Origin of the sequence: Nocardia sp. CC201C (assembly GCF_030010695.1) — a bacterium.
Taxonomy (GTDB): domain Bacteria; phylum Actinomycetota; class Actinomycetes; order Mycobacteriales; family Mycobacteriaceae; genus Nocardia; species Nocardia otitidiscaviarum.
This window is the reverse complement of record NZ_JASCXP010000218.1, coordinates 1-12,290: the sequence shown is the minus strand read 5'-3', so window position 1 is coordinate 12,290 and position 12,290 is coordinate 1. Positions and strand designations below refer to the sequence as shown.

Sequence of the window (12,290 nt, the reverse complement as noted above, 5' to 3'; positions counted from 1 at the left end):
TCCGGTGGGTGCGGTCACGGTCGGCCTGAAGGGTGAGCAGCTCGCCGAGATGGGCACCATGGCCGCCGGCGAGGCCAAGGTGCGCATGTTCTCCGACGACGGCCACTGCGTGTACGACCCGCTGATCATGCGCCGCGCCCTGGAGTACGCGAACTCCCTGGGCGTACTCATTGCCCAGCACGCGGAGGAGCCGCGGCTCACCGAGGGCGCGGTGGCGCACGAGGGCCCGAACGCGGCCCGGCTGGGTCTGGCCGGCTGGCCGCGCGCCGCCGAGGAGTCCATCGTGGCCCGCGACGCGCTGCTGGCTCGCGATGCCGGTGCGCGCGTGCACATCTGCCACGCCTCCACCGCCGGAACCGTGGAACTGCTGAAATGGGCCAAGGCGCAGGGGATCTCGATCACCGCCGAGGTCACCCCGCACCACCTGCTGCTGGACGACTCGCGGCTGGAGACCTACGACGCGGTGAACCGGGTGAACCCGCCGCTGCGCGAGGTCTCCGATGTGGAGGCGCTGCGCCGGGCACTGGCCGACGGCGTCATCGACTGTGTCGCCACCGATCACGCCCCGCACGCCGAACAGGACAAGTGCTGCGAGTTCGCGGCCGCCCGCCCCGGCATGCTCGGCCTGGAGACGGCACTGTCCATCATCGTGGCGACCATGGTGCGCACCGGTCTGCTGGACTGGCGCGGCGTGGCCGCGGTGATGAGCGAGAACCCGGCCCGCATCGCGGGCCTGGCGGATCAGGGTCGGCCGATCGAGGTGGGTGAACCGGCCAATCTGGTGCTGGTCGATCCGGAGACGTCGTGGACGGTGCGGGCGAAGGATCTCGCCAGCATCTCCGACAACACGCCGTTCGAGGCGATGACGCTGCCCGGGTCGGTGACCGCCACCTTCCTGCGCGGCCGCAATACCGCGCGCGATGCGGCACGGATCGCCGGGGGAGCCCGGCGGGCGGGGAACCGAGGAGGACCGTGATGGAGCGAACGCTGTGGGTGGTCGGATGCCTGGCGGTGTTCCTGCTCGGCCTGTGGCTGATGTACCGGGCGTGGACGGGCCGGGCCCGACGCCAGGCCGGTGCGATCGGCGACCTCCCGACGGTGCCCGCCGATTGCGGCGCGCAACTGCTGGAGCCGACCACGGGCCTGTACCTGGGCAGCACCCTGGCCCCCAGCTGGATTCAGCGGATCACGGTGGGTGATCTGGGTTTCCGCGCCACCGCGGAGATGACCCGCTTCGAGCGCGGCATCCTGCTGGAGCGCGACGGCAACGCGCCGATCTGGATTCCGGCGGAGTCCATCACCGCGGTGCGCGCCGAACGGGGCCATGCGGGCAAGGTGATGACCGAAGATGGTGTGCTGGTCATTCGCTGGACGCTGCCGACCGGAACCGAGGTGGATACCGGATTCCGGGGTGACGACAAGACGGTGTACCCGGCGTGGACGACGGCGGGTGCGATGAACGGAGACACGGCATGAACGGTCAGGGACCGGAGGCGGCAGCCTGCGTAACCACGGAGGTCCCCCGTGCAGGCCGGAAAGGACACGGCATGAGCGGCGTAAGGGTTGGGTTCGGGGCAGACACTGCCGTAATGGTGCTGGAGGACGGCCGGGTTTTCCGGGGCTCGACCTTCGGTGCCGTGGGACAAACGTTGGGTGAGGCGGTGTTCTGCACCGCCATGACGGGGTACCAGGAGACGCTCACCGACCCCAGCTACGACCGCCAGATCGTGGTGGCCACCGCGCCCCAGATCGGCAATACCGGCTGGAACGACGAGGACGACGAGTCCGCGAAGATCTGGGTGGCGGGCTACGCGGTGCGTGACCCCGCGCGCCGCGCCTCCAACTGGCGCGCCAACCGCACCCTGGCCGACGAGCTGGAGAACCAGAACATCGTCGGCATCGCGGGGATCGACACCCGCGCCCTGGTGCGCCACCTGCGCACCCGCGGCTCCATGAAGGCGGGCATCTTCTCCGGCGACTCCCTCGCCGATTACGAGGAGCTGGTGGATCGCGTCACCGGCCAGCCGTCCATGCTGGGCGCGGACCTGGCGGGCGAGGTGTCCACCGACGAGATGTACACCATCGAGCCGGTCGGCGAGCACCGCTTCACGGTGGTGGCGGTGGATCTGGGCATCAAGTCCAACACGCCGCGCATGTTCGCCCAGCGCGGGATGCGGGTGCACGTGGTGCCGTCGAACGTCACCCTGGACCAGATCAAGGAGCTGAACCCGAACGGGGTGTTCCTGTCCAACGGTCCGGGCGATCCGGCCACCCAGGACGACGCCGTCGCGCTCACCCAGGGGGTGCTGGGCGAGGGCCTGCCGCTGTTCGGCATCTGCTTCGGCAACCAGATCCTGGGCCGGGCGCTGGGCCGCACGACCTACAAGATGAAGTTCGGCCACCGCGGCATCAATATCCCGGTCGTCGAACACCACTCGGGCCGGATCTCGATCACCGCGCAGAACCACGGCTTCGCCCTGGAGGGTGAGCGCGGCGAGGTCTTCGACACCCCGTTCGGCAAGGCCGAGATCGACCACGTGTGCGCCAACGACGGCACCGTCGAGGGTCTGCGCCTCGTGGACGGCAAGGCGTTCTCCGTCCAGTACCACCCGGAAGCGGCCGCCGGACCCCATGACGCCGCCTACCTGTTCGACCGCTTCGCAACGCTGATGGAAGGAGCCTGATGCCTCGCCGCACCGATCTCAACCACATCCTGGTGATCGGCTCGGGCCCGATCGTCATCGGCCAGGCTTGCGAGTTCGACTACTCCGGCACCCAGGCGTGCCGGGTGCTGCGGTCCGAGGGGCTGCGGGTGTCGCTGGTGAACTCCAACCCGGCGACCATCATGACCGATCCGGAGTTCGCCGACTCCACCTACGTGGAGCCGATCACCCCGGAGTTCGTCGAGAAGGTCATCGCCAAGGAACGCCCCGACGCGATCCTGGCGACGCTGGGCGGTCAGACCGCGCTGAACACCGCGGTCGCCCTGCACGAGAACGGCGTGCTGGAGAAGTACAACGTCGAGCTCATCGGCGCGGACTTCGACGCCATCCAGCGCGGTGAGGACCGGCAGAAGTTCAAGGACATCGTCGCCAAGGTGGGCGGCGAGTCGGCTCGCTCCAAGGTCTGCTACACCATGGACGAGGTGCGCGACACCGTTGCGGAACTGGGTTTCCCGGTGGTGGTGCGGCCGTCGTTCACCATGGGCGGGCTGGGTTCGGGCATGGCCTACAACGATGAGGATCTCGACCGCATCGCCGGTGGCGGCCTGGCCGCCTCGCCGACCGCGAACGTGCTCATCGAGGAATCCATCCTGGGCTGGAAGGAATTCGAGCTCGAGCTCATGCGCGACGGCAAGGACAATGTCGTCATCGTCTGCTCCATCGAGAACGTGGATCCGATGGGCGTGCACACCGGTGACTCGATGACCGTCGCCCCGGCCATGACCCTGACCGACCGCGAATACCAGAAGATGCGCGATCTCGGCATCGCCATCCTGCGCGAGGTCGGCGTGGACACCGGCGGCTGCAATATCCAGTTCGCGGTGAACCCGGTCGACGGCCGCCTGATCGTCATCGAGATGAACCCACGCGTGTCGCGCTCGTCCGCACTGGCTTCCAAGGCAACGGGTTTCCCCATCGCCAAGATCGCCGCCAAGCTGGCCATCGGCTACACCCTCGACGAGATCGTCAACGACATCACCAAGGAGACCCCGGCCTGCTTCGAGCCCACGCTCGACTACGTGGTCGTCAAGGCTCCGCGCTTCGCCTTCGAGAAGTTCCCCGGCGCCGACCCCACGCTGACCACCACCATGAAGTCGGTCGGCGAGGCGATGTCGCTGGGCCGCAACTTCTCCGAGGCGCTGGGCAAGGTGCTGCGTTCGCTGGAGACCAAGGCCACCGGCTTCTGGACCCAGCCGGACGGCGAGTGGACCGATGTGCAGGCGGTTCTCGACGATCTGAAGGTGCCCACCGAGGGCCGCATCTACCAGGTGGAGCGGGCGCTGCGGTTGGGCGCGAGCGTCGAGGACGTGGCGGCCGCCTCGGGTGTCGACCCGTGGTTCGTGGCCGAGGTCGCCGGTCTGGTGGAGCTGCGCCGGGAGATCATCGACGCGCCCGTGCTGGACGAGCCGCTGCTGCGCCGCGCCAAGCACTACGGTCTGTCCGATCGCCAGATCGCTTCGCTGCGACCGGAACTCGCCGGTGAGAACGGGGTGCGCGAGCTGCGGCACCGGCTCGGCATCCGCCCGGTGTTCAAAACCGTCGACACCTGCGCGGCGGAGTTCGAGGCCAGGACGCCGTACCACTACTCGGCCTACGAACTCGATCCGGCCGCCGAGTCGGAGGTCGCGCCGCAGCGCGAACGCGACAAGGTGATCATCCTGGGTTCGGGTCCCAACCGCATCGGCCAGGGCATCGAATTCGACTACAGCTGCGTGCATGCCGCGCAGACGCTGTCGGAGGCCGGGTTCGAGACCGTCATGGTCAACTGCAACCCGGAGACCGTGTCCACCGACTACGACACCGCCGACCGGCTGTACTTCGAGCCGCTCACCTTCGAGGACGTGCTCGAGGTGTACCACGCGGAAACCGAGTCGGGCACGGTCGCGGGCGTCATCTGCCAGCTGGGCGGCCAGACTCCGCTGGGCCTGGCGCAGCGGCTGACCGACGCCGGGGTGCCGGTGGTCGGCACCTCCGCCGCCGCCATCGACCTGGCCGAGGACCGCGCCGAATTCGGTGACGTGCTGGTCGCGGCCGGGCTCCCGGCCCCGAAGTACGGCACCGCCACCACCTTCGAGCAGGCCAAGAAGATCGCCGCCGAGATCGGCTACCCGGTGCTGGTGCGGCCGTCCTACGTGCTGGGCGGTCGCGGTATGGAGATCGTCTACGACGAGCAGACGCTCGAGGGCTACATCTCCCGCGCCACCGATATCAGCCCGGATCGCCCGGTGCTCATCGACCGGTTCCTGGAGGACGCCATCGAGATCGACGTCGACGCCCTGTGCGACGGCGACGAGGTGTACCTGGGCGGCGTCATGGAGCACATCGAGGAGGCCGGTATCCACTCCGGCGACTCCGCGTGCGCCCTGCCGCCGATCACCCTGGGGCGCAGCGATATCGAGGCCGTGCGCCGCTCCACCGCCGCGCTGGCCAAGGGTATCGGCGTCAAGGGGCTGCTGAACGTGCAGTACGCGCTCAAGGACGATGTGCTCTACGTGCTCGAGGCCAATCCGCGCGCCAGCCGCACCGTGCCGTTCGTATCCAAGGCCACTGCGGTGTCGCTGGCCAAGGCCGCGGCGCGGATCGCGCTCGGGGCCAGCATCGCCGACCTGCGCAAGGAGGGCATCCTGCCGCCCGAGGGCGACGGCGGGCACGCGCCCTTCGACGCCCCGGTGGCGGTCAAGGAGGCGGTGCTGCCGTTCCACCGCTTCCGCCGCCCGGACGGCAGCGGTATCGACTCGCTGCTCTCGCCGGAGATGAAGTCCACCGGTGAGGTGATGGGCATCGACGCCGATTTCGGCACCGCCTTCGCCAAATCGCAGGCGGCGGCCTACGGTTCGCTGCCGACCGAGGGAACCGCGTTCGTCTCCATCGCCAACCGCGACAAGCGGGCCATGGTGTTCCCGGTGAAGCGCCTGCACGACTTGGGATTCCGCATCCTGGCCACCGACGGCACCGCGGAGATGCTGCGCCGCAACGGCATTCCGTGCGAGCGGGTGCGCAAGCACTCGGACCCGGAGCCCGTTCAGGGGCGTTCGGGCAGCGCGGACGCGACGCTCGCGCCCAGCATCGTGGACATGATCAAGGACGGGGACGTCGACATCGTCTTCAACACCCCGTACGGCAACAACGGTCCGCGCGTGGACGGCTACGAGATCCGCACCGCCGCGGTGGGCGCGAACATCCCGTGCATCACCACGGTGCAGGGTGCGGCGGCCGCGGTGCAGGGCATCGAGGCCACCATCAACGGCGGTATCGGCGTGCGGTCCCTGCAGGAACTCCACACCACCCTGCGGGGCTGACCCGATGACCACATTCGGGGTGCGGTTGCGGGAGGCGATGCGTGCGCACGGTCCGCTGTGCGTGGGCATCGACCCGCATCCACCGCTGCTGCGGGCCTGGGGGCTGAGTGAGGACGTGACCGGGCTCAAGGCGTTCACCGACGCCTGCGTGGAAGCCTTCGCCGGTCGCGTCGCCCTGGTCAAACCCCAGGTGGCCTTCTTCGAGGCGTACGGCTCCGGCGGCATCATGGTGCTGGAGGAGGCCATCGGCGAGCTGCGGGAGGCGGGCACGCTGGTGCTCGCCGACGCCAAGCGCGGCGATATCGGTTCCACCATGGACGCCTACGCCCACGCCTGGCTGGGCGACGGTCCGCTCGGCAGTGACGCGGTGACCGTCTCGCCGTATCTCGGATTCGGTTCGCTCGCACCGGCACTGGAGTTGGCGCGCGCCAACGACCGGGGTGTGTTCGTGCTGGCGGCGACCTCCAATCCGGAAGCGGCCGAGCTGCAACGCATCACCGGCCCGGACGGCCGCAGCATCGCCCAGCGCATGGTCGACGACGCCGCCGCCCACAATGCCGGGGCCGAGTTCGGTTCCGTGGGTGTGGTGGTCGGCGCGACCCTCACCGAGGCACCCGACCTGAGCGCGCTCAACGGCCCGATTCTCATGCCGGGTGTGGGCGCGCAGGGCGGGGGAGCGGACTCCATCCGGAAACTGGTGCGCGACAGCGATCTCGGTGCGGTGGTGCCGAACGTCTCGCGTGAGGTGCTGAAGGCCGGTCCGTCGGTGGGCGCGCTGCAGGTGCGCGTGCATCGGCTCACCGACGAATTCGAGTTCCTGCGAGACTGATTCGACCGGGTGAACCTGTGCTGTTCGACACCGCTGTTCGACACCGCGCCCGCCGCGTACGCTGAGCCGGTGATGTCGACGGCACAGGTTCTCGCACTCGCCGGAGTGATTCTGCTCGGATCCATGACACCCGGCCCCGATTTCGTCATCGTCGTGCGCAACAGCGCCGTCTCGGGTCGCCGCGCCGGAATCGCCAGCGCGGCGGGTATCGCCGCGGGCGTCTTCGCGTGGTCGCTGATCACGGCCGTCGGCATCGCCGGACTGCTGGCCGCCTCGGCCGTGGCCTACACCGCGGTGAAGCTGGTCGGCGCGGCCTACCTCGCCTACCTCGGGGTGCGCGCCCTGCTGGCGGCGCGGCGCGGGGACTACGAACTCGACGCCGAGGCGGGACCGCGGCGGCACGGCCTGCGCATGGCCTTCCGGCAGGGTCTGCTGAACAATCTGCTCAACCCCAAGGCCGCGGTGTTCTTCATCGCCCTGGTGCCGCAGTTCCTGCCCGCCGATCCGTCGGCGCTGAGCACCCTCGAGCTGGCCCTGGTCTGCACGGTCGTGAACCTGACCTGGTTCGTGACCCTGGCCGTGGCCATCGGCGCGTTGCGTCACGTCTTCACCCGCCAGCGGGTGCGGCGGGCCATCGATGCGGCCATGGGCACGCTCATGGTGGCGCTCGGCCTCCGGATCGCCGTGCAGAGCAGCTGACCGCTGTCGCCGCGCGTCCGATCGGGGCGCGAGAGCAGCTGACCGCTGTATCGCGCGTCCGATCGGTGGCGCGCACGTGTGTGACCAGCCGAGATCGGTCCGATATGTCCGGTTTCGCTGTGAGCGAAACGGAGCCGGCCAGGTGGCCCTCAGTGCCGTTCTGGCGCACGGTCGCGCCCGTGTCGCACCCGAGAACTACACCGATGTGTTTTCGCCCCTCTGCGGCCCTTTCAGGCCGTGTTCAGCGGGGTTCGAGCGGACTCGGGACCGGGCGGCGGACGCCTCGCGGTGGTAGCGTGTGATGCGCGACACGCGGTGCGGTTTTTGCGCGACACGCCGAGAAATCCGAGAAAATTCCAGGTCGCGTGATCACAGCTCGGTTACGAGGTGACCCGGCGGTAGGGTCTGTCCCCGGCTCACCTGGTGAAAGCGTGAAAACGCCCTGGCTGCAACGGGGTTCGCGATTCTGTGGTTAGTATCGTCGCAGCCGGGCGGAGTCACCCCTCGCGGATGCCCGCTCGGCGCGGCCGTGCCCGGAATCACGCGCTGACCTGGGGGGCGGGTTCGCAATCGCCAGGCGACGTGGGTACGGTCGCTGAGACCGCCGGGGTTCTCCCCGGCGGGAGTAGATGCAATGAACGATGAGACGGAGGAACCGTGGCCCTTCCCCAGCTGACTGACGAGCAGCGCGCCGCTGCTTTGGAGAAGGCGGCTGCCGCTCGCCGCGCTCGGGCGGAGCTCAAGGAGCGCTTGAAGCGTGGCGGCACCGACCTGAAGACGGTCCTTCAGGACGCCGAGAAGGACGAAGTGCTCGGCAAGATGAAGGTTTCGGCTCTGCTGGAAGCCCTGCCGAAGGTGGGCAAGGTCAAGGCTGCTGAGATCATGAGCGAACTGGAGATCGCTCCGACCCGCCGCCTGCGTGGTCTGGGCGACCGGCAGCGCAAGGCGCTGCTGGCCCGGTTCGACTTCAGCGCCGAATAATCCGAGGGTGGTCGAACACACTCGGAAGGGTCGGCTGGTAGTCCTGGTCGGCCCCTCGGCCGTAGGAAAGTCAACCGTCGTGCGCTGTGTGCGCGAACGGTTGCCGGAACTGGTGTTCAGTGTGTCGGCCACCACCCGGGCTCCCCGGCCCGGTGAGGTCGACGGTCGTGACTATCGCTTCGTCACCAGGGAACAGTTCGACGCCATGATCGCGGCGGACGAACTCCTGGAATGGGCCGATATCCACGGCGGGTTGCAGCGGTCGGGCACCCCGGCCGCGCCGGTGCGGGAGGCCCTGGCGGCCGGTCGCTCGGTACTGCTCGAAGTCGATCTCGAAGGGGCGCGCTCGGTCCGCCGGGCGATGCCGGAGGCCCTGCTGGTCTTCCTGGCACCGCCCAGCTGGGACGAGCTGGTATCCCGGCTCACCTCCCGGGGTACCGAATCGCCCGAGGTGATCGAGCGGCGCCTGCAGACCGCGAAAACCGAATTGGCGGCCTGTGACGAGTTCGACATCGTCATAGTGAACGACGAGGTGACCGCCGCCTGTGAGCGGTTGGTATCGTTGTTCGTTAGCACAAATTCGAGGTCTGCCTCGAAGCACGGCTCGTCGGCCCCCTGAAGTCCGCCCGCGGACCTCGCGGCCGACCGGGCCGGACGCCCACCCCGTTGACCATCAACCCCGCAGGAGCCTCCCCAGTGAGTACGGACATGAAGGCCGCCCCCGCCTACGACACTCCGGTCGGCCTGACCAACCCGCCGATCGACGAGCTGCTGGAGCGCACCTCGTCCAAGTACGCGCTGGTCATCTACGCGGCCAAGCGGGCGCGGCAGATCAACGACTACTACAACCAGCTCGGCGACGGCATTCTCGAGTACGTCGGCCCGCTGGTCGAGCCGGGTCTGCAGGAGAAGCCGCTCTCGGTGGCCATGCGTGAGATCCACGCCGATCTGCTCGAGCACTCCGAAGGCGAGTAGGCCGAGCCATTCGGATACACGCCGAGCATGCGGAACGCCCGGCGTGACAACCAACGACGGCGCTGGAGGCACACGGTGACCACTCCCATCACGCCCGCGAGCGTGCCAACCGTCCGGGGCGCGCGGTGACCCGGATCGTCGTCGGCGTCGGCGGCGGCATCGCCGCCTACAAGAGTTGCGCCCTCGTGCGCCGGTTCACCGAGACCGGCCACGAGGTTCGCGTCATTCCCACGCGGTCGGCGCTCGAGTTCGTCGGCAAGGCCACCTTCGAGGCGCTGTCCGGCAATCCGGTCAACACCGGTGTGTTCGCCGATGTGCCCGAGGTGCCGCACGTACGGCTCGGCCAGGAGGCCGACCTCGTCGTCATCGCGCCCGCCACCGCCGACCTCATGGCGCGGGCCGCGCAGGGGCGCGCCGACGACCTGCTCACCGCCACGCTGCTGACCGCCCGATGTCCCGTGCTGTTCGCCCCGGCCATGCACACCGAGATGTGGGAGCATCCGGCCACCCAGGAGAACGTCGCCACGCTGCGCCGCCACGGGGCCATCGTGATGGAACCCGCGCACGGCCGCCTCACCGGCGCCGACACGGGTGCGGGCCGCCTGCCCGAACCCGAGGAGATCTTCGCGCTCGCCTCGCTGCTGCGGGAGCGCGCCGACGCGATTCCGCGTGATCTCGAGGGCCGCCGGATCGTGGTGACCGCCGGTGGCACCCGGGAACCCCTGGATCCGGTGCGCTTCCTGGGCAACCGCAGCTCCGGCAAACAGGGCTACGCGCTGGCCCGGGTGGCCGCGCAGCGCGGGGCGCAGGTGACGCTCATCGCGGGTAACACCATCGGCATGGCGGCTCCGGCCGCGGTCGAGGTCGTCGACATCACCACCGCCGAACAGCTGAAGACCGCGGTCGACAAGCACGCCCTCGGCGCGGACGCGGTGATCATGGCGGCCGCGGTGGCCGACTTCCGGCCGGTGAACGTGGCCGCGGCGAAAATCAAAAAGGGTGCGGGAGAACCGAATTCGATCGAACTCGCCAAGACTCCCGATATCCTGGCGGGGCTGGTGCAAGCCCGTCGGGACGGGCAGCTGCCGGGTACCGCGATCGTCGGTTTCGCCGCCGAGACCGGGGACGAGCACGGCGATGTGCTCACCCATGCCCGCGCCAAACTGGCCCGCAAGGGCTGCGACCTGCTGGTGGTGAACGCCGTCGGCGAGGGCAAGGCGTTCGAGGTGGACCACAACGACGGCTGGCTGCTCGGTGCCGACGGTACCGAGATCGCTTTGGATCACGGGTCCAAGGCGCTGCTCGCCAGCCGCGTGTTGGACGCGCTCGGCCCGCTGCTGCGCTGATCGCGATCGCCACGCCGACGCAACGTACCAATCGGGCGGCAAACTGTCTGGGTCGGTATTGTTTCGTCACCTGGGCGCGGCATCCCGGCCACCCGGTCGTGGCCCACGCGCCCGCAGCTTTGGAATAACCTACAGACACAGGGTTGTGCAGGCGGGGGAGCCCGCTACTGTCGCAAGCCGAACGAGAAACCCGTTGAGGGAGAGGGAAGAACTGTGCGCACGTCTGGCAGCCGCCTATTCACCAGTGAGTCCGTGACCGAGGGTCATCCGGACAAGATCTGTGACGCCATCAGCGATTCCATCCTCGACGCGTTGCTCGCGGCCGATCCGCGCAGCCGGGTCGCGGTGGAGACCATGGTGACCACCGGTCAGGTGCACGTGGCCGGTGAGGTCACCACCTCGGCCTACGCCGACATCCCGACCATCGTCCGCGAGAAGGTCCTGGAGATCGGATACGACTCCTCGGCAAAGGGATTCGACGGCGCGTCCTGCGGCGTGAACGTCGCCATCGGCGCGCAGTCGCCGGATATCGCCCAGGGCGTGGACACCTCGCACGAGGCCCGCGTCGGCGGCGAGGACGACGCCATCGCGCGTCAGGGCGCGGGCGACCAGGGCCTGATGTTCGGCTACGCCACCCGGGAGACCCCGGAGCTGATGCCGCTGCCGATCTCCTTGGCGCACAAGCTGTCCCGGCGTCTCACCGAGGTGCGCAAGTCCGGCGTGCTGCCGTACCTGCGTCCCGACGGCAAGACCCAGGTCACCATCGAGTACGACGGCGACACCCCGGTCCGGCTGGACACCGTGGTCATCTCCACCCAGCACGCCGCCGATATCGACCTCGACAACCTGCTCGCTCCCGATATCCGTGAGAAGGTCGTGGACGCGGTGCTGGGCGACCTGGAACTGCCGAACCCCCTCGATACCTCCGACGTGCGACTGCTGGTCAACCCGACCGGAAAGTTCGTCCTCGGCGGCCCCATGGGCGACGCGGGCCTGACCGGTCGCAAGATCATCGTCGACACCTACGGCGGTATGGCCCGCCACGGCGGCGGCGCCTTCTCCGGCAAGGACCCGTCGAAGGTCGACCGCTCCGCCGCCTACGCCATGCGCTGGGTCGCCAAGAACGTCGTCGCGGCCGGCCTGTCCGAGCGCGTCGAGGTGCAGGTCGCCTACGCCATCGGCAAGGCCGCCCCGGTGGGCCTGTTCGTGGAGACCTTCGGCACCGAGCAGATCGACCCCGCCAAGATCTCCGCCGCCATCGCCGAGGTCTTCGACCTGCGTCCCGGCGCGATCATCCGCGATCTGGACCTGCTGCGCCCGATCTACGCGCCGACCGCCGCCTACGGCCACTTCGGCCGTACCGATGTCGATCTGCCGTGGGAGCGCACCGATCGCGCGGAGAAACTGCGCGCGGCCGCCGGACTGTAATTGGCCGACA

11 protein-coding genes are annotated in these 12,290 nt (G+C 69.1%); all 11 read left to right on the top strand.

The genetic code is table 11. The features are described from left to right. Positions 1–976: dihydroorotase (locus tag QK444_RS21695; protein WP_282783094.1), on the top strand; the 976-nt coding region annotated here is incomplete at its 5' end. Next, complete coding sequence (locus tag QK444_RS21690; RefSeq protein WP_282783091.1) at positions 976–1,476, top strand: transporter; 501 nt, start codon at positions 976–978, stop codon at positions 1,474–1,476. The genes QK444_RS21695 and QK444_RS21690, both read left to right, overlap by 1 nt. Positions 1,477–1,547: 71 nt before the next feature. Continuing rightward, positions 1,548–2,684 carry a glutamine-hydrolyzing carbamoyl-phosphate synthase small subunit gene (gene carA / locus QK444_RS21685; protein WP_282783089.1) on the top strand — a complete coding sequence of 379 codons (1,137 nt, stop codon included), beginning with the start codon at positions 1,548–1,550 and terminating at the stop codon, positions 2,682–2,684. Next, the gene (gene carB / locus QK444_RS21680; protein ID WP_282783087.1) at positions 2,684–6,022 is read left to right on the top strand and encodes a carbamoyl-phosphate synthase large subunit; all 3,339 of its coding nucleotides are present in this window, start codon (positions 2,684–2,686) and stop codon (positions 6,020–6,022) included. The genes carA and carB overlap by 1 nt, the downstream gene beginning before the upstream one ends. Positions 6,023–6,026: 4 nt before the next feature. Beyond that, positions 6,027–6,851, top strand: a complete 825-nt coding sequence (pyrF, locus tag QK444_RS21675) for an orotidine-5'-phosphate decarboxylase (RefSeq protein ID WP_029924426.1) — start codon at positions 6,027–6,029, stop codon at positions 6,849–6,851. Between the two features lie 72 nt (positions 6,852–6,923). After that, positions 6,924–7,550 (top strand): LysE family translocator, encoded by a 627-nt coding sequence (locus QK444_RS21670; protein ID WP_282783085.1) that lies wholly within the window; start codon positions 6,924–6,926, stop codon positions 7,548–7,550. A gap of 657 nt (positions 7,551–8,207) precedes the next feature. Beyond that, positions 8,208–8,531 (top strand): integration host factor, actinobacterial type, encoded by a 324-nt coding sequence (gene mihF / locus QK444_RS21665; RefSeq protein ID WP_029924430.1) that lies wholly within the window; start codon positions 8,208–8,210, stop codon positions 8,529–8,531. Between the two features lie 7 nt (positions 8,532–8,538). Beyond that, positions 8,539–9,150: a guanylate kinase gene (gene gmk / locus QK444_RS21660; protein ID WP_143981505.1), complete on the top strand. Its 612-nt coding sequence runs from the start codon at positions 8,539–8,541 to the stop codon at positions 9,148–9,150. A gap of 89 nt (positions 9,151–9,239) precedes the next feature. Beyond that, the gene (gene rpoZ / locus QK444_RS21655) at positions 9,240–9,506 is read left to right on the top strand and encodes a DNA-directed RNA polymerase subunit omega (RefSeq protein WP_029924434.1); all 267 of its coding nucleotides are present in this window, start codon (positions 9,240–9,242) and stop codon (positions 9,504–9,506) included. A 125-nt stretch (positions 9,507–9,631) separates the two neighbouring features. Next, entirely contained in the window at positions 9,632–10,852 is a 1,221-nt protein-coding gene (gene coaBC, locus QK444_RS21650; protein WP_282783080.1) for a bifunctional phosphopantothenoylcysteine decarboxylase/phosphopantothenate--cysteine ligase CoaBC, read from the top strand. A 213-nt stretch (positions 10,853–11,065) separates the two neighbouring features. Continuing rightward, positions 11,066–12,280 (top strand): methionine adenosyltransferase, encoded by a 1,215-nt coding sequence (gene metK / locus QK444_RS21645; RefSeq protein WP_282783078.1) that lies wholly within the window; start codon positions 11,066–11,068, stop codon positions 12,278–12,280. Positions 12,281–12,290 lie beyond the last annotated feature (10 nt).